The sequence below is a fragment of the Sphingobium cupriresistens genome (genome assembly GCF_004152865.1).
Lineage (GTDB): Bacteria > Pseudomonadota > Alphaproteobacteria > Sphingomonadales > Sphingomonadaceae > Sphingobium > Sphingobium cupriresistens.
In genome coordinates this window covers 39,847-56,509 of the sequence record NZ_SEOO01000010.1, presented here as the reverse complement: position 1 = coordinate 56,509, position 16,663 = coordinate 39,847, and the positions used below count along the sequence as shown (strand labels likewise).

Annotated in this window: 17 protein-coding genes; 13 read left to right on the top strand and 4 right to left on the bottom strand. The window is 62.3% G+C overall.

The genetic code is table 11. From position 1 onward, the window contains the following. Positions 1–9: 9 nt before the first annotated feature. The 3 genes from EWH12_RS08040 to EWH12_RS08030 are packed head-to-tail and all read right to left on the bottom strand — an operon-like array spanning position 10 to position 4,569. Positions 10–1,167: an acyl-CoA dehydrogenase family protein gene (locus EWH12_RS08040; RefSeq protein ID WP_129926245.1), complete on the bottom strand. Its 1,158-nt coding sequence runs from the start codon at positions 1,165–1,167 to the stop codon at positions 10–12. Next, positions 1,164–3,332, bottom strand: a complete 2,169-nt coding sequence (locus EWH12_RS08035) for a 3-hydroxyacyl-CoA dehydrogenase NAD-binding domain-containing protein (protein ID WP_201785545.1) — start codon at positions 3,330–3,332, stop codon at positions 1,164–1,166. Before EWH12_RS08035 ends, EWH12_RS08040 begins: the two co-directional genes overlap by 4 nt. 34 nt (positions 3,333–3,366) lie before the next feature. Continuing rightward, complete coding sequence (locus EWH12_RS08030) at positions 3,367–4,569, bottom strand: acetyl-CoA C-acetyltransferase (RefSeq protein ID WP_129926244.1); 1,203 nt, start codon at positions 4,567–4,569, stop codon at positions 3,367–3,369. Between the two features lie 153 nt (positions 4,570–4,722). Here EWH12_RS08030 and EWH12_RS08025 point away from each other — a divergent pair, with 153 nt between their 5' ends. Continuing rightward, positions 4,723–6,393, top strand: a complete 1,671-nt coding sequence (locus EWH12_RS08025; protein ID WP_066607782.1) for a class I adenylate-forming enzyme family protein — start codon at positions 4,723–4,725, stop codon at positions 6,391–6,393. A gap of 26 nt (positions 6,394–6,419) precedes the next feature. Continuing rightward, the gene (locus EWH12_RS08020; RefSeq protein WP_066607780.1) at positions 6,420–7,202 is read left to right on the top strand and encodes an SDR family NAD(P)-dependent oxidoreductase; all 783 of its coding nucleotides are present in this window, start codon (positions 6,420–6,422) and stop codon (positions 7,200–7,202) included. Positions 7,203–7,209: 7 nt separating this feature from the next. Here EWH12_RS08020 and EWH12_RS08015 read toward each other — a convergent pair whose 3' ends face one another. Continuing rightward, positions 7,210–7,902: a GntR family transcriptional regulator gene (locus tag EWH12_RS08015; protein ID WP_201785544.1), complete on the bottom strand. Its 693-nt coding sequence runs from the start codon at positions 7,900–7,902 to the stop codon at positions 7,210–7,212. Positions 7,903–8,032: 130 nt separating this feature from the next. Between EWH12_RS08015 and EWH12_RS08010 the strand changes: the two genes are divergently transcribed. The 11 genes from EWH12_RS08010 to EWH12_RS07960 all read left to right on the top strand — a co-directional run bounded on the left by EWH12_RS08010 (position 8,033) and on the right by EWH12_RS07960 (position 16,628). Next, positions 8,033–8,884, top strand: a complete 852-nt coding sequence (locus tag EWH12_RS08010) for a fumarylacetoacetate hydrolase family protein (protein ID WP_129926243.1) — start codon at positions 8,033–8,035, stop codon at positions 8,882–8,884. A 53-nt stretch (positions 8,885–8,937) separates the two neighbouring features. Next, positions 8,938–9,903, top strand: coding sequence for a VOC family protein (locus tag EWH12_RS08005; protein WP_066607768.1), 966 nt, complete (start codon positions 8,938–8,940; stop codon positions 9,901–9,903). Then, complete coding sequence (locus tag EWH12_RS08000; protein WP_129926242.1) at positions 9,900–10,640, top strand: alpha/beta fold hydrolase; 741 nt, start codon at positions 9,900–9,902, stop codon at positions 10,638–10,640. The genes EWH12_RS08005 and EWH12_RS08000 overlap by 4 nt, the downstream gene beginning before the upstream one ends. Then, the gene (locus EWH12_RS07995; RefSeq protein WP_129926241.1) at positions 10,637–11,413 is read left to right on the top strand and encodes an SDR family oxidoreductase; all 777 of its coding nucleotides are present in this window, start codon (positions 10,637–10,639) and stop codon (positions 11,411–11,413) included. The genes EWH12_RS08000 and EWH12_RS07995 overlap by 4 nt, the downstream gene beginning before the upstream one ends. A gap of 82 nt (positions 11,414–11,495) precedes the next feature. Beyond that, positions 11,496–12,659, top strand: coding sequence for an acyl-CoA dehydrogenase family protein (locus EWH12_RS07990; RefSeq protein WP_066607763.1), 1,164 nt, complete (start codon positions 11,496–11,498; stop codon positions 12,657–12,659). A gap of 9 nt (positions 12,660–12,668) precedes the next feature. Next, positions 12,669–13,127, top strand: a complete 459-nt coding sequence (locus tag EWH12_RS07985; protein ID WP_066607761.1) for a hypothetical protein — start codon at positions 12,669–12,671, stop codon at positions 13,125–13,127. After that, on the top strand, positions 13,124–13,513 hold the full coding sequence (locus tag EWH12_RS07980) for a MaoC family dehydratase (protein WP_129926240.1): 390 nt from the start codon (positions 13,124–13,126) through the stop codon (positions 13,511–13,513). The genes EWH12_RS07985 and EWH12_RS07980 overlap by 4 nt, the downstream gene beginning before the upstream one ends. A 19-nt stretch (positions 13,514–13,532) precedes the next feature. Beyond that, positions 13,533–14,087, top strand: coding sequence for a VOC family protein (locus EWH12_RS07975; protein WP_242495988.1), 555 nt, complete (start codon positions 13,533–13,535; stop codon positions 14,085–14,087). 16 nt (positions 14,088–14,103) lie between these two features. Then, a complete protein-coding gene (locus EWH12_RS07970; protein ID WP_129926239.1) occupies positions 14,104–14,943 on the top strand; it encodes an alpha/beta fold hydrolase in 840 nt (279 codons plus the stop codon). Next, on the top strand, positions 14,940–15,695 hold the full coding sequence (locus EWH12_RS07965) for an SDR family NAD(P)-dependent oxidoreductase (protein ID WP_129926238.1): 756 nt from the start codon (positions 14,940–14,942) through the stop codon (positions 15,693–15,695). Before EWH12_RS07970 ends, EWH12_RS07965 begins: the two co-directional genes overlap by 4 nt. Positions 15,696–15,710: 15 nt before the next feature. Next, positions 15,711–16,628 carry an alpha/beta fold hydrolase gene (locus EWH12_RS07960; protein ID WP_066607746.1) on the top strand — a complete coding sequence of 306 codons (918 nt, stop codon included), beginning with the start codon at positions 15,711–15,713 and terminating at the stop codon, positions 16,626–16,628. Positions 16,629–16,663 lie beyond the last annotated feature (35 nt).

The window sequence follows — 16,663 nt, the reverse complement described above, 5'->3', positions numbered from 1 at the left end:
GGCAATGGCTCAGGACAGCTTGCGCTCGTCCAGACCCAGCCCGCGCCCGATAATTTCACGCATGATTTCGCTGGTGCCGGCGAAGATACGGCTGATCCGGGCGTCGGTATACATGCGGCTGATGCGATATTCTTCCATATAGCCCGCGCCACCGTGCAATTGTACGCACTCGTCCATCACCCGGCCTTCCAGTTCGCTGGTCAACAGCTTGGCCGCCGACGCATCCTCCGCCGTCAATTCGCCGGCGTTGAGCAGCAGGACGCATTGATCGACATAGGTTTGAAGCGCGTCCAGTTCGGCCCGCATCGACGCCATCTTGAACCGGCTGTTCTGGAACGCGCCGATCGGTTTGCCGAACGCCTTGCGCTCCTTCACATAATCTAGCGTGATGTCGAACGCGGTCTGCGCCGTCGCCATGAAGCCGATCGCGGCGACCAACCGCTCTTGCGCCAGGAAACGGGCCAGATATTTGAAGCCCTGCGTCGGATCGCCCAGCACATTGGCCTTGGGCACCTTCACGTCGTTGAAGAAGAGTTCAGCGGTATCCTGGGCTTTCAGACCCATCTTAGCGAGTTTGCGCCCGCGTTCGAACCCTTCCATGCCGCGTTCGACCACGAACAGGCCAAGACCGTGGCGGCTGTTGGGATCGGTGCGCGCGGCGACGATAACCAAATCACCCAATATCCCGTTGGAAATATAGGTTTTCGCGCCATTGAGCAGCCAATGGTCGCCCTGATCGGTGGCGCTGGTGCGCATCCCGGCCAGGTCGCTGCCGGTCGAAGGTTCGGTCATCGCGACGGCCAGGATTTTTTCCCCGCTGACGATGCCGGGCATCCAGCGATCCTTCTGTTCCTCCGTTCCCAGCTTGGCGATATAGGGCGCAACCAGATCATTATGCAGGTTGATGTAGAAGCCTACATCGCCATGCCGCATATTTTCTTCGATGATGATCTGTTCGAAGCGAAAATCGTCTATCCCCGCGCCGCCATATTTTTCGTCCGCCCAGGTGCACAGCAGACCGTTCGCGCCCGCCTTAAGATACAGGTCGCGATCCACCATGCCCTGCTCGCGAAAGCGCTCGGCATGGGCGCCGACTTCGGCGCCCATGAACTTGACCACGCTATCGCGAAACTGCTCATGCTCAGTTTCGAAAATCAGGCGTTTCATGCCGGAACCGGCTCCTTGACCGTGGTTTCGGTGGCGGCGGTGTAGAAATCTTCGCCCCTGGCCGCCTTGTCGCGCAACCAGGCGGACGGCAGGAAACGCGGACCGTAAAGCTGGGCCAGGCGGTCGGATTCCTGCACGAATTTTGCGATGCCGATCGTGTCGATATAGCTGATCGTGCCGCCGGTCCATGCCGGGAAGCCCCAGCCATAAATGGCGCCAAGGTCGGCATCCTGCGGCGTTTCCAGCACATTTTCTTCCAGGCAGCGGGCGGTTTCCATCGCCTGGGCATAGAGATAGCGCTGTTTCAGTTCCTCAATGTCCCAGCCAGCTTTGGTAGGGAAATGATCGGCCAATCCTGTCCACAGATGTTTCTTGCCGCCTTCGGGATAGTCGTAAAACGCTCCGCCCGTCTTGCGACCGGAGCGGCCAATTTCATCCTTCATCCGTCGCATGACGGCAACGCCGGCGGGCGGCGTGTAGGCGTCGCCCTCTTCCGCGATCGCCTGATCGACGATCTTGAGCGGCAGATCGAGCGTCAGTTCATCCAATAGAGCGAGCGGCCCGACTGGCATTCCCACTGCCTTTGCCGCATTCTCGATCACCGCAGGCGGTACGCCTTCGGCCAGCATCGCAGCGCCTTCGTGGATCAGCATCTGGAACACGCGGCTGGTGTAGAAGCCGCGGCTGTCGTTGACGACAATCGGTGTCTTGCGCAACTGGGCGATGTAATCGAGGCCCTTGGCCAGCGTCGCCTTGCTGGTTTGCTTACCCATGATGACCTCGACCAGTCCCATCCGCTCGACCGGCGAGAAGAAGTGCAGGCCGATAAACTGGTCGGGACGTTTGGAGGCCTGTGCCAGTTGGGAAATCGGCAGGGTGGACGTGTTCGACGCGAAGATGGCCGCTTCGGGCAACACCGCTTCGGCCTTGCGCGTGGTTTCGGCTTTGATCGCAGTGTCCTCGAACACCGCTTCGATCACCAGGTCGCAGCCGTCGAGGAGCGCGAAGTCGTCGGTCGGGGTAATACGGGCCAGGATGGCGTCGGCCTTATCCTGCGCTATCTGGCCCTTCTGCACCGACTTGCCCAGCACCTTGGCGGAGTAGTCCTTGCCCTTTTGCGCGGTCGCGGTGTCGCGGTCGATCAGCACGACCTCTATACCCGCATTGGCGGAGACATAGGCGATGCCCGCGCCCATCATGCCCGCGCCCAGCACGCCGACCTTCTTGGCCGCGAATTTCTCAAAGCCTTCGGGACGGCGCGCGCCCTTTTCGGCGGCCTGCTTGGAAATGAAGGTCGTGCGGATGATGTTGCGCGCGACAGGATCGGTCAGCAGCCTGGCGAAATATTTGCCCTCGACGGTCAGCGCCTTGTCGAAAGGCAGTTGCAGCCCCTGGAACACGCAGTTGAGGATGGCGAGCGGCGCCGGCTGATTATAGCCGACCTTCGCTAGGCCGCCAGCCGCCATCATATAGGCGGCGGAGTCTTCCGGGACGGTCAGCCCTTTCTTCTGCGGCGGGGTCCACCCCTTGACGTCCCACGGCTTGACCGGATCGGGACCAGTAGCCAGCCAGGCCTTGCCCGCGTCGATCAGCGTGGCGGCAGGCACGACCTCATCGACGATCTTGAGCTTGAGCGCATCGGCAGGGCCGACCGAACGGCCGGAAAGCAGCAGGTCGAGCGCGGTTTTCATGCCCGCGATCAGACCCAGCCGCACCGTGCCGCCCGATCCAGGGAGCAGGCCCACATTGACTTCGGGCAGGCCGACCAGTGCCTTGGCATCGTCCGCCAGGATGCGCCGATGGCAGGCGAGCGCGAGTTCGAACCCGCCGCCGAGCGCCAGCCCGTTGATAGCCGCAACCCAGGGCTTGCCCGATTGTTCGATCGCGCGGTGCATGTCGGTCGCGCGCTTGGAAAAGGCGTAGGCTTGGCTGGGCGTCAGCGTACCGAAGCCGTTGACCAGTTGCTTGAGGTCGGCGCCCGCCATGAAGCTGGCCTTGGCCGATGTCAGGATGACGCCCTTGATGCTGTCGTCTTCGGCTATCTGCCGGGTCGCCGCTTCCATGTCGGCGATGAAAGCATCGTTGACGACGTTCATCGATCCTTCGGCGTCGAGGGTCAGGATCGCGAAGCCGTCATCGGCCTTTTGCAGTTGCATGGTCTTCATGGAATGTCCCGCTTCATGGTTCGCAAGGGCGCGTTCAGACGCGCTCGATAATGGCGGCCGTGCCCAGGCCGTTGGCGGCGCACAGCGTTATAAGGCCGGTTGACGCATCGCGCCGCTCCAGTTCGTCGAGCACGGTGCCCAGGATCATCGCCCCGGTCGCGCCGAGCGGATGGCCCATGGCGATCGCGCCGCCATTCACGTTGATCTTGTCATCGGGAATGTCGAGGTTGCGCTGGAAGTGCATGACGACGCTGGCGAAGGCTTCGTTCAGCTCCCACAGGTCGATGTCCTTTTCAGTCATGCCGCCGACCTTCAAGGCCTTGCGCGACACGGCGGTCGGCGCTGTCAGCATGATCGTGGGTTCAGACCCGATATTGGCATAGGCGCGGATGCGGCCGCGCGGCTTCAATCCGGCCTTTTCCCCAAATGCCCTGGATCCCACGAGCACCAGACCCGACCCGTCGACTATGCCCGAACTGTTGCCGCCATGATGGACATAGCTCAGCTCTTCGATCTGCGGATATTTCGCCTTCGCCACGGCTTCGAACCCGGCCTTGCCGAACCCTTCGAACGCCGGCTTGAGCTTGGCCAGGCTTTCGACTGTGGTGCCCGGACGCATATGCTCGTCACGGTCGAGGACAACCTCGCCTAAAACATCCGTTACCGGGACGATAGAGCGTTTGAAATAGCCCTGATCCCACGCATGGGCAGCCTTGCGCTGGCTTTCGACCGCGAAGCGATCGACATCTTCGCGGGTATAGCCGTCCAGTGTGGCTATAATGTCCGCACCGATCCCCTGCGGCGCGTAATAATTGCCGTAAGCAACCGCGGGATCGGATGTCCATGCGCCCGAATCATAACCCATCACCGTGCGACTCATCGATTCTACGCCGCCGCCGATTCCCGCGTCGATCATCCCGGCATGAACCTGCGCCGCGATCAGGCTGACAGCGTCCAGCCCGGTGGCGCAAAAACGATGGATCTGCTGTCCGGCGACGGTTTGAGCATAGCCGGCCTGCAATACGGCCGCGCGGGCCAGAACGCCGCCCTGCTCGCCGACCGGCTGGGCCATGCCGATGATGACATCGTCCAGCAACGCGGTGTCCAGATCGTTGCGGGTCTGGAGCGCCTTGAGCAATTGCGCGGCCATTTCGACCGACGTGATTTCGTGCAGCGCGCCGTCCGGGCGGCCCTTGCCGCGCGGCGTGCGAACATGATCGTAGATATAGGCTTCCATCGTAAATTCCCGACCCGTGATCCGATACTTTGCTGTGTCCGCTCTTGGCGCGGGCCGCCCTGTCCGCACCTATCCAACGAAAGGCGCATGGGCGCGCGGGCGCTGCAATCTGATGCCAAGACAGGATCGGCTGAAATTTAGGAGCGGGCTTTCGTGGGCATCAAGGGCGAGGACAGCGCCGCAATTCGCATAACGGCGACGACGCTGGGCGATCTGCTACTGGCAGGGTGGGACAAGGGTCGCGGCAAGGACGCACTGGTCTTTCCAGGCGAACGCAAAAGCTATGACGATCTGGTGGCGAGCGTCCTACGGCGCGCGCGTGGGTTGAAAGCGCTGGGCATCGGGCGGGGCGACCATGTCGGCATATTATTGCCGTCCAGCATCGAATTTGTCGAAACGCTGTTCGCCAACGCCATGTGCGGCGCGGTGTCGGTGTTGATGAATGCCCGCTACAAGGCGCCGGAAATGGCTTATGTGGCGCAAAATGCCGATTTGCGTGCAATCGTGACTAATGATCTGATCAGCGAGCATGTGGATTTCGGCGCGCGCCTGACAGAGGCCTTTCCCGACCTGTCATCGGCGGTCGATCCTGCCGCGCTGACGCTGGCGGAAACGCCCCTGCTTCGACAGATCATCATGCTTGGCGGACGCTCCGCCCCCGGTTTCATCGACCAAGCCATGTTCGATGCAGCGGCAGATGGCGTCAGCGAGATGGACATACATGACGCACGTTTGACGGTGCGTGTCCGCGACACCGCGATGATCCTCTATACGTCCGGGACGTCGGCCAATCCCAAGGGTTGCCTGCTCAGCCATGAGGCGGTGACGCGCGAGGCGAATAATCTTGCCCGCTATCGCTGGGGCTTCCAGCCCGACGAACGCGCCTGGTCGCCGCTGCCGCTGTTTCACATCGCCGCGATGCTGTGCATGCTGGGCGCGATGGATGTAGGCGGCACCTTCATCGGCCAGCCCCATTTCGACGCCGGGGAAAGCCTGCGCCAGATCGAGGCGGAACGGGTGACGATGATGTTTTTGCCCTTCGTCACCTTCCATCAGGCGATGATCGCGCACCCCGATTGGGACAAGACGGATATGTCGTCCGTCCGCCTGCAAAATAGCTGCTTTGCCTTCATGCCGGACCGGGTCGGCCGGGCCTATCGAGACAAGGCGCCCAACATGCTGCAAGTCGGCACCATGGGCATGACCGAAGCGACGGGGATCGTGACGACTGGCGGCCCGGCGATGGACCCTGAAATGGGCTTCAGAAAGCTGGGCTATCCGCTGGCCGGGATCGAGATGAAAATCATCGATCCCGACACCGGCGTGGAACGCGGCGTGGACGAGCGGGGCGAAATATTGATCCGCGGCTATAATCTGTTCGACGGCTATTATCGCGACCCGGAAAAAACCGCCGAAGCGATCGACCCGGACGGATGGTATCATAGCGCCGACATCGGATCGATCGACGCGGAAGGCCATGTGATGTTCCATGGACGTTTCAAGGATATGCTAAAGGTCGGCGGTGAGAATGTCGCAGCAGCGGAAGTGGAGGCCGTCCTGGCCAGCCATCCCGCCGTCCGGCTGGCGCAGGTCGTCGGCCTGCCCGACGATCGGCTGGCCGAGATACCGGCGGCCTATATCGAGTGCGATGGCGACGTGTCGGTGGAGCCGGACGAACTGATCGCCTACACCAAGGCGCGCCTGGCATCGTTCAAGGTGCCGCGCCACATCCGGTTCGTCGACGAATGGCCTATGTCGGCGTCAAAGATTCAAAAGTTCAAGCTGCGCGCGGCGTTGATGGACGAACTGGGCCTGAACGACTGACAGAAAAAAGAATTGGGAGAGCATATATGCGGGTCATCATCACAGGCGCGGCCAGCGGCATAGGGCGCGCCTGCGCGCAACTGCTGGCCGATGGCGGCGCGATTGCGGGCGAGCATCGGATGTTGCTGGTCGATCGGGATGCGGCCAACCTTCAGATCGTCGCCGATGCGATCGGCCCGGCGGCTGCGACGTGCGTGGTCGACCTGGCGCAGCTGGATTGCGGCGACCGGATCGTGGCGGCAGCGCTTGCGCATATGGGCGGGATCGACGCGGTCGTCAGCAATGCCGGAATCATCATGGGTGGCGCGCTCGTCGACCTCCCCGTCGAAGATTTCGACCGTATCTTTGCGATCAATACCCGGTCCGCCTGGCTGCTGGGCAAGGCGGCGCATCCGCATTTGAAAGTCAGCAAGGGCGCCTTCGTGGCCACCGCCTCCATGTCCGCGACCGCGCCGACGCCCGCGCTGGGTTTCTATTCATGCAGCAAGGCCGCCTTGCTGATGATGATCCGCCAGTTGAGCATCGAATGGGGACCGGACGGCATCCGATGCAACAGCGTATCCCCCGGCCCGACCTATACGCCGATGACGGCAGCGGGCTATGACGACAAGGCCCGGCGCGACCAGCGCGAGGCGAGCATACCGCTGGGCAAGCTGGGCATGGCCGAAGATGTCGCCAACGCCATTTTGTTCCTGATCGGGCCTCAAGCGGGACATATTAGCGGGATCGACATATTGGTCGATGGCGGAATGAGCAACATGCTAATGCCCGCCAGTGGCGGCGGAACCGGACAGAAGCGGCAGGACTAGAATGGGGTCAGGCCGCCTTCTCGCCCGGCAGGCGCATCGCGCCGTCCTGCGCATCGACCAGCAGGCGGGCGGTCGCCATCAGGTGATCGCCCAGCAGCGCCACCGCCCGATCGGCGTCGCGGCCGAGCGTCGCGGTGACGATATCGCGATGTTCATGGACCAGATCGCGCTCGCCGGTCGCCAGCGGGACGGTGAGGTAGCGATAGCGCTCCGACTGGGCGTAGAGCCAGTCGCGCATCCGCAGCAGCCAGGGGCTGTCGCAGGCGGCCACCAGCGCATGGTGGAACGCGCCATGGGCGTCGGCATAATCCTCGTTCAGGCGGGCAGGATCGGCGGGATCGCGAGTCGGCGTTTTGCTCAGGCGGTGGGCGGCGCTGACGATCGCGGACTCCCAGTCCAGCCCTCCGCTCATAATGGCGCGGCGCAGACATTGCCCTTCTATATCGCTGCGCACCGTTACCAGATCCATCAGGTCGCCGATCGAAATCGGCGTCGCGCGAAAACCGCGCGCATCATCCTGCGTCACGAAACCTTCGGACGTCAGGCGGGACAAAGCCTCCCGCACCGCGCCAAGGCTGAATCCGCGATTGTCGGACACATCCTTGATGTTGATCCTGTCACCCGGCACCAGCCGACACGTCAGCAGATCATCCCGCAACTGGCGATAGGCCCGCTCGGTCAGGCTCAATTTCTTCATCATCGCAGCAGTCATAGCAGCTTTGAAACCACAGGCAAATGCAGATAGTATATTTTAAATCTCAGAATATATTTCATATTGACCCGGATGGCGGCGGCCGCCACGGTGGCAGGGTATCAGGAGGACAAGAATCATGCGTTTGGCTAAGGTTTCGAGAAATGGGCAGATCGGTTTGGCGGTCGATACCGGGGCGGGCGTCAAGGTGCTGTTCGGCGATGCAGCGCTCTATGATCTGGACGCGCTGATCGCGCAGGGTGGCGATGCGCTGACTCAGGCGGGTGACGCGGTCGCGACCGGGGGCGAGGATGTCGCCATCGACGACCTGACGTTCCTGCCGCCACTGGTCAAGGCGCCCAAGATCCTGTGCCTGGGCCTGAACTATAAGGACCATGCCGCGGAGGGCGGTTTCCAGGTACCCGAATTCCCGACCGTGTTCGGTCGGTTCAATAGCAGCCTGATCGGCCATGGCGCCCCCATCATCAAGCCGCCCTGTTCCGACCAGCTCGACTATGAGGCCGAAATGGTCGCGGTCGTCGGCAAGGGCGGCAAGGACATAGCCAAGGACGACGCGCTGTCGCACATCGTCGCCTATTCGGTGTTCAATGACGGGTCGATCCGCGACTATCAGCTAAAGACACCGCAATGGACCGTCGGCAAGAATTTCGACGATACCGGCGCATTCGGGCCGTGGCTGGTGACGCCCGACGAACTGCCGGCGGGCGGCGCGGGCCTCAAGATCGAGACGCGCCTCAATGGCCAAACTGTGCAAAGCGCCAACACATCCGACATGGTATTCGACGTAGTCGACACGGTGGCGCTGCTGTCGACCTGCTTCACGCTGGAGGCCGGCGACCTGCTGGTGATGGGGACGCCGTCGGGCATCGGCCTTGCCCGCAAGCCCCCGCTGTTCATGAAGGATGGCGATGTGTGCGAGGTGGAGATCGAGAAAATCGGCTTGCTGGTCAACCCGATCAAGGCAGCCTGACAACGGGCGGGCGGCGGCATTGCGTCGCCGCCCAATCAGCCAAGGAGGACAGGATGAACGACAAGAGCATCGTGGGACGGCGCGCCAATGTGCTGGGCGTCCATTCGATCGACCATTTTGCGTTGGACGTGCCCGACCTGGAGGAAGCACGCCGCTTCTATAGCCTGTTTGGCCTTGACGTGCGCGACCGCGATGGCGCAATCGAACTCTATACTCGGGGCAACGCGCACCGCTGGGGCATCATCACCCAGGGGGGCACTACCAGGAAACTGCGCTATGTGAGTTTTGGCGTCTATGCCGATGAGATCGACGCCTTTGCCGCGCATCTCGATGGCTGTGGCGTGACTCAAATCGATGCCCCGGCGGGCGCGGAAGATAATGGTATCTGGTTCTACGGTTTTGACGGCCTGCCGATCAATGTCCGGGCGGCGGACAAGGCGACACCGGCGGAAAAGAGCCAATTTTCCTTTGTCAGTGCGCAACCCGGCAAGTCGGGCGCGATCCTCAACAGCCAGGCGCCCAAAGTCTATCCCCGCCGCCTGTCGCATTTCGCCATTTTCACCACCGACGTGAATGCGGCGATCGACTATTATGAAAAGACGCTGGGCCTGCGCCTGTCGGACAAGAGCGAACCGGCGGTCGCCTTTCTGCATGGGGTCCATGGCAGCGACCATCATCTCCTGGCGCTCGTAATGTCGGATCGGCGCGGAATGCATCATAATAGCTGGGACGTAGGGTCGGTCATGGAAGTCGGCCTGGGCGGTGCGACCATGGCGCGGGCGGGCTATGGACCCAATTGGGGTCTGGGCCAGCATGTGCTGGGCGCCAATTATTTCTATTATGTCCGCGACCCTTGGGGCAGTTTCAGCGAATATTCCGCCGACATCGACTTCATCCCGCATGATGTGGACTGGCCGTCGGCCAACCATGCGCCCGAAGACAGCATGTTCCTGTGGGGACCAGATCCGTTCCCGGAATTCATCCAGAATACAGAAGTTGCGGAGGCTGACCAGTCATGACCACATTCGTTTTACTCCACGGCGGCGGCATGGGCGGCTGGACCTGGAAATATGTCCGTGAACTGCTCGAAACACTGGGGCATAAGGTTTATACGCCGACCTTCACCGGCTTTGGCGAACGGTCGCACCTGATCGGCCGGGATGTCGGCAATGCCACGCATGTGCAGGATGTTGTCAACGTCTTGCGCTATGAGGATTTGCGCGATGTCGTGTTGGTCGCCCACAGCTATGCCGGGACGGTCGCGCCGGGGGTGATTGCGCAGATCGGCGATCGCATCGCCAGCGTGATCTACCTCGACGCCATCGTGCCGCATTCGGGCGAACGTATAGCATCGCTTATGGGCTATGTTCCCGAAGATCAGCTTGCTGGTCTGGACGCCATGCTGGACGCGGGCGAGGGACCAATCGGTTCTGGCGTCGATGCCATGCAGCGCGAGGCAGCCAAGACCCATCCCCATCTGATGGACCCGGATCGCGAAAAATGGCTGCTCGACAATCTGTCGGACCAGCCGATGAAGGCGACCGCCTGCGTCATTCCCGTCGGCGCAGAAACGATTGAGAAGCCAGTCGATTATATCGCGGCGGCGATAACCGTCATGACCGCGATGCACGATCGCGCGCGAGCGCTGGGCTGGACGATCCATAGTCATCCGGGCGATCATGCGCTGCTGGTGGGCGATCCCGAAGGGACCGTCGAACTGATCCTGAAAATCACAGCATCGAAGGGCGCGGCATGAACGTCGATGCGCTTTTTTCAGTCCAGGGTCGGGTCGCGCTGGTCACCGGCGGATCGAGCGGCATCGGTCGCCACATCGCCACCGGCTATGCGGCGGCAGGCGCCAAAGTCTATATCTGCGCCCGTACCGAAACCAAGGTCATGGCCGCCGCGCAGGCGATTAACGAAGCGACCGGCGGCACCTGCATCGGCCTGACGGCCGACCTGTCGACGCTCGGTGGTATCGACGCCCTGGTGGCGCAGGTGGCTGCGCGCGAAAACGCGCTGCATATGCTCGTCAACAATGCCGGGACCATGGCGGATGCGCCAATCGACGATTATGGCGAGGATGACTGGGACCAGGTGATCGACCTGAACCTCAAGGCGCCCTTCTTCATACTCCAGAAATTCCTGCCGCTGTTGCGCGCGGGCGGAACGGCGGAGCGGCCGGCATCGCTCATCAACATCGGGTCTGTCGGTGCGCTCAAGGTCGGGCCAAAGGAAAATTACGCCTATCAGGCGTCCAAGAGCGCGATTCACTGGATGGCCAAAGGGCTGGCCAAAAGACTGGGGCGCGACAACATCACCGCCAATGTGATCGCGCCGGGCTTTTTCGAATCCGAAATGACCGTGATCGCGTCGGACGAGATGCGCAAGATGGTGGAAGCCATGGTCCCGCGCGGGCGCGTCGGCACGCCGGAGGATCTCGCCGGGGCCGCCATCTATCTGGCGTCGCGCGCGGGCGCCTACGTAACCGGATCGGTCATCCCGGTCGAAGGCGGCCTGTCGATCTGACGGCAGCTTACCCTATAGGACGATAGGTTCTCAATGCGCCCGACTGGTGCCTAACGGCCGGGCAAAGAGAACAGGAAAGACAATGGATTTTTCGCTCACCGAGGAGCAGCAGGCGTTTCGCGATATCGTGCGCCGCTGGGTGGATGCCGAGGCACCCAAGGACTGGATGCGCACGCTGGAGGCCGACGAGGAAAATTATCCCTACGCATTGTGGGACAAGATCGCAGAGCAGGGTTTCTTCGGAATCGGCATCCCGGAGGAGTATGACGGCCTGGGCGGCGACGTCATGATGCAGATGATCTTCGCGCGTGAATTTGCGCGGACGGCGGGCGGGTTGCTCTGGGTTTGGGGTCTGACATCCTTTGGCGGGGCCAAGACGATCAGTTCGGTCGGCACCGAAGAACAGAAGAACCGCTGGTTGCGGCCGATGGCGCAGGGCAAGTTGCGGGTCTCCCTTTCCATGACTGAACCAGATGGCGGCACCGACGTGCTGGGCGCGATGAAAACCTATGCCGACAAGGTCGAGGGCGGATGGAAGCTCAATGGCGCGAAGATGTGGACGACCGGCGCGAAGGCCGCCGACCGCCTGCTCGTCCTGGCGCGCACCGACAAGGATGTCGAAAAGAAACATCATGGCCTGACCATGTTCTTCGTCGATGCCAAAGCGCAGGGCATCACCGCATCGCTTCTGCCCAAGCTGGGGATGCGCGCGATGGGATCGTGCGAGGTCCATTATGAGGATGTGTTCGTCCCCGATGAGGATGTTCTGGGGGAGCCGGGCAAAGCCTGGTATGCGATGCTGCCGACGCTCAACAATGAGCGGATCATGGTCGGCGCGCAATGCCTGGGTGCCATCGACGGCGTGTTGGAGGACGCTGTGGCCTATATGCTCCAGCGCAAGGCGTTTGGCGGCATCATCGGCCGCTTTCAGGCGCTCCAGCATTATGTCGCCGACATCGCGACCTGGCAGAAAACCACCGAATTGCTGCTCAACAATGTCGCCTGGATGCAGTCCAACGGCATGAATTGCGGCGTCGAGGCAAACATGCTCAAGATGGTCGCGACCGAAAATGCGGTGAAGGCCGCCGACCTTGGCATACAGATCATGGGCGGCATGGGCTATTCGGCGGAAACCGACATGCAGCGTTACTGGCGGGATCATCGCATCCTGCGCATGACCCCGATCAGCAACGAAATGGTGCGCAATTCGATCGCCGAAAGCCTCGGCCTGCCGCGCTCATACTAGGAAACCGCCATGAGCGATCTCGACACCCTGCCCCCCGCCCCCAATGCTGCCGGCACATCGCTGGACGGAACCGCGGTATTTACCATCAATGCGGAGGAAAACGCCGCACTGTGCCGTTCGACGGGCATCGAACCGGCGAGCGACGGCACCGCGCACCCGATCTATTATTATATCGCCACGCAGGTCGCGATGGGCAAGACCGTGGCGGGCGTATGCGAGGCCTGCGAATTCGATGTCGATGACGGCCCGATGATGGGCAGCAGCGGCGTGCAGTTTGACGCCCCGCTGATGGTCGGGGCAAGCTACAAGGTGACGGGGGAAATATTGAGCCTGATCCGCAAGCGTAGCCGCAAGCTGGGCGTTATGGATGTGCTGACATACCGTCTGCGCCTGCATCTGCTGGACGGAACGCAAGTTCTGGAAACCGACAATGTGTGGGTTCTGCCGCGCAAGGAGTTTGCCGCATGAGCTATGCCGTCGGAGACACATTGCCGCCCTTCACGATCGAGAGCGTCAGCCCCGAAGCCATGAAACAATGGGCGATTTTCCTGGCGGACCCCAATCCCATCCATCTGGATGTCGAGGTGGTCAAGGCCAAGGGGCTGGGCGACCGCGTCATCAATCAGGGACCGGCCAATGTCGCCTATATGATGAACATGCTGATGCGCGCATTTCCCGGCGGGCGGATCAAGGCGATGGATTCACGCTTTCTGGACAATGTCTATGGCGGCGACCGCGCAACCGTGACCGGCACGGTCACAGCGATCGATGGCCAGGTGATAAGCTGCGCCTTCGCGCTGGACATAGATGGGCGCGGGACGGTCAATTCCGGCACGGCGACGATAGAAATCTAGAATTTTCGAGGAGAAGAATATGCCAAGCGGACCTTTTGCCCATGTGTGCATGGTCGTGCGTGACCTGGACACGGCGATCGTGGACTGGACCAAGATATTGCGCGTGCTGGACCCCGCCAGCCTGGAAAAGCGCCTCGTCAAATATGACGAATTTTCCAGCGGCGCCGATGCCGGCATGAAATGGGCGACCTTCGTCAACGACGGCGGTACTGAAATCCAGTTCATCCAGCCCGCTCCCGGCACGCCGATGGGCGACCGGCTCGACAAGGTCGGCGAACATGTCCATCATCTTTGCTATGCGACCGACGATGTGCCGGGCGCGATGGAAAAGCTCAAGGCCGAAGGGCTGCACCTGCCCGGCGGTGGCCAGACCTATAATGACCCCGACATGACCTGGCAGAAATGGAGTTGGGTCGGCGCTAAAAGCACTCACGGCGCCCTGATCGAAGTGGCGTCGCCCTATGAGAGCCGCAACGATGGCAAATGGCACCATGCGCCGGGCAAATTCGCCTATACCGGACCGGGCGAACATGAATGTTTCGCCGAGATCGCGCCGCCCATCGCCGCCGAATAAGCCTGACGCGCCCGGCATGATGTCCGCGACCCGGATCACCCTGCCGGGCGACGGCGTGGCGATGGTCGCGGACGCCTATGGCGACCCGGCCGCGCCGCCCGTCTGCTTCTTTCACGGGGGAGGTCAGAGCCGCCGGTCCTGGACAGGATCGGCGCGGCGGGTCGCGCAGGCGGGCTATTATGGCCTGACTTTCGACCTGCGCGGCCATGGCGACAGCGGGTGGGCCAGCAATGGCGACTATCTGCTGGAAGCCTATGGCCGGGATGTCGAAGCGATCCTGTTCGCGCTCGATCGTCCGGTCGCTCTGGTTGGCGCATCGCGCGGCGGGCAATCGGCGTTGGTAGGCGGATCGCGCCATCCTGATCGCGTGCGGCTGATCATGCTGGCCGATGTTGCCCCCCATATCGATGACGCCGGGGTGGAGGAAATACGCAGTTTCTTCCATGCCAGTGCGGCGGGCTTCGCGTCGCTCGATGAAGCCGCCGATGCGCTGCATCTTCACCTCGGCCAGCCGCGCCTGCCCGACGTGTCCGGCCTGGCCAAGGCGATGCGGACGGATGGCGGGCGGCTGTTCTGGCACTGGGATCCGCGCACCACATCACGGGAATTTCTGCACCCACCCTCGGAAGGTGAAGCGCTGGTCGCCGCAGCGCAGCGCGTGACTGCGCCGGTCGTGCTTGTGAGGGCCGAACTGAGCGAGATCGTAACGGACGAGAGTATTAGCCAGTTTCAGACGCTGACCCCGCAATTGGAGGTCGAGGTCGCCTATGGCGTGGGCCATATGTTCACCGGCGACCATAATGATGCCTTTGCCGACCGGCTGTTGCGCCATCTGGGCAGGCATTTGCCGCTATGAACCGGAGCGCGGCCTTGATTGTCGGCGGCACGGGCGGGCTGGGAAGCGCGATCTGTCGCTGCCTTGCGTCCGATTGGGACGGCCTGGCGATCGGCTATCGCTCCAGCGCGGACAAGGCGCAGGTTGTGATCGACACATTGGAGGAAGGCGCGAAACGCGCCATCGCCGTCCATTGCGACCTGGCTGAAATGGCAAGCATTCAAAATGCGGTCGCTCAAACCAAAGCCCGGTTCGGCGCGATCGGGACGGTGATATTCGCCAGCGGCGTCGACATTGCCCAACCCTTTGTCAGCCAGATCGGCGAGTCTCAATGGCGGCAGGTAATCGAAGTCGAGCTGATCGGCTTTACCCGCGTCGTCGCTGCCGCCCTGCCCCATTTCCGGGCGCAACGCTTTGGCAATTTCGTATCGGTGGTGTCGGTCGCCAACTATTGTTTTCCGCCCGGAGACGCGCTGTCATCGGTGCCCAAGGCAGGGATCGAGGCGCTGGGTCGTGCGATCGCGAAGGAGGAAGGGCGATACGGCATCCGCGCGAACATGGTCGCGCCCGGCATCATCGACGCCGGTCTGGGCGCCGATTTCCTCACCAGCCTTTACACGCCCGACATCTGGGAGGCGCAACGCAAGCGGATCGCGCTCCGGCACTTTGGTGCGGGCGATGATGTCGCGCAGGCCGTCGCCTTTCTGGCCTCGCAGAAGGCGCGCTACATCACTGGCCAGACGCTGATCGTCGATGGCGGTTTCAGCCTCTGATCGCAAGGAACGTCCATGCCGAAGTTCACACTGTCGCTGCCCGTCCAAACCGCCGTCGATTTCGGCGAGCCTATACAGATCGCCGCAACGCTCGCGTTGCCAGACAATGCGCGCCCCGGCCCACTCGATTTGCGCATATGCCTGCATGGCGGCACCTACAGCCGATGGTATTGGGACGCGCAGATTGCGGAGTGGCCGGGATATAGTTTCGTCGATCACTGCCTGGCGCATGGCAAGGCGGTGCTGGCGATCGACGCGCTGGGCATGGGCGACAGCAGCCAGCCGCTCCACGAAGACAGGCTGACGCCGTACTGCGGTGCGCAGGCGCATCATCTGGCGTTGAGCAAAGTGCTGCAACGGATGGACGCAGGGGAATGGGGCGCGGAATTTGCCGGGCGCGCGCGCCGGGTGACGGGGGTGGGTCATTCGATGGGCGGGATGCTGACCATCCTGCAACAGGCAAGATGGGCCAGTTTCGATCAGGTCGCCATCCTTGGATTCACGAATATCGGGCTGGCCATGAGCGACGCGGTGCGCGCGGATCTGGACGCGCGGGTCGCAGGGTCAGGCTATGGCGCGGCCAATCGTGCCGCGATGCGCGGCTATTTCCATGCTGCCGACGTGCCTGACGCCGTCATCGCGGCGGACGATGCGCAGGCTTCCACCACGCCCAACAGCTATGGGCGGCTGGCGATCGTGCCGGGCGGCGTAGCGGGGGAGGCAGCGGCGATCACCGCCCCGGTGTATCTGCATTTCGCCGACATCGACGTCAGTCCCGATCCCCATCGCGAACCGGCCGGCTATCGCGGATCGCGCCATGTCACGATGACGACATTGGCGGATGCGGCCCATTGCCATAATTTCGCATCGACACGCCAGCAAAGCTGGGCGATGCTGGACCGGTGGATCGACCATGTCGGCGCCGTCGACTGACCGCAATGCCGCCCCGATCCGCCAAAGGGGATCGG

What these genes read in the sequence shown, in the direction of transcription:
- EWH12_RS08040 (WP_129926245.1), bottom strand. Translation starts at nt 1,167, where the DNA reads ATGAAACGCCTGATTTTCGAAACTGAGCATGAGCAGTTTCGCGATAGC.
- EWH12_RS08035 (WP_201785545.1), bottom strand. Translation starts at nt 3,332, where the DNA reads ATGAAGACCATGCAACTGCAAAAGGCCGATGACGGCTTCGCGATCCTG.
- EWH12_RS08030 (WP_129926244.1), bottom strand. Translation starts at nt 4,569, where the DNA reads ATGGAAGCCTATATCTACGATCATGTTCGCACGCCGCGCGGCAAGGGC.
- EWH12_RS08020 (WP_066607780.1), top strand. Translation starts at nt 6,420, where the DNA reads ATGCGGGTCATCATCACAGGCGCGGCCAGCGGCATAGGGCGCGCCTGC.
- EWH12_RS08015 (WP_201785544.1), bottom strand. Translation starts at nt 7,902, where the DNA reads ATGATGAAGAAATTGAGCCTGACCGAGCGGGCCTATCGCCAGTTGCGG.
- EWH12_RS08010 (WP_129926243.1), top strand. Translation starts at nt 8,033, where the DNA reads ATGCGTTTGGCTAAGGTTTCGAGAAATGGGCAGATCGGTTTGGCGGTC.
- EWH12_RS08005 (WP_066607768.1), top strand. Translation starts at nt 8,938, where the DNA reads ATGAACGACAAGAGCATCGTGGGACGGCGCGCCAATGTGCTGGGCGTC.
- EWH12_RS08000 (WP_129926242.1), top strand. Translation starts at nt 9,900, where the DNA reads ATGACCACATTCGTTTTACTCCACGGCGGCGGCATGGGCGGCTGGACC.
- EWH12_RS07995 (WP_129926241.1), top strand. Translation starts at nt 10,637, where the DNA reads ATGAACGTCGATGCGCTTTTTTCAGTCCAGGGTCGGGTCGCGCTGGTC.
- EWH12_RS07990 (WP_066607763.1), top strand. Translation starts at nt 11,496, where the DNA reads ATGGATTTTTCGCTCACCGAGGAGCAGCAGGCGTTTCGCGATATCGTG.
- EWH12_RS07985 (WP_066607761.1), top strand. Translation starts at nt 12,669, where the DNA reads ATGAGCGATCTCGACACCCTGCCCCCCGCCCCCAATGCTGCCGGCACA.
- EWH12_RS07980 (WP_129926240.1), top strand. Translation starts at nt 13,124, where the DNA reads ATGAGCTATGCCGTCGGAGACACATTGCCGCCCTTCACGATCGAGAGC.
- EWH12_RS07975 (WP_242495988.1), top strand. Translation starts at nt 13,533, where the DNA reads ATGCCAAGCGGACCTTTTGCCCATGTGTGCATGGTCGTGCGTGACCTG.
- EWH12_RS07970 (WP_129926239.1), top strand. Translation starts at nt 14,104, where the DNA reads ATGATGTCCGCGACCCGGATCACCCTGCCGGGCGACGGCGTGGCGATG.
- EWH12_RS07965 (WP_129926238.1), top strand. Translation starts at nt 14,940, where the DNA reads ATGAACCGGAGCGCGGCCTTGATTGTCGGCGGCACGGGCGGGCTGGGA.
- EWH12_RS07960 (WP_066607746.1), top strand. Translation starts at nt 15,711, where the DNA reads ATGCCGAAGTTCACACTGTCGCTGCCCGTCCAAACCGCCGTCGATTTC.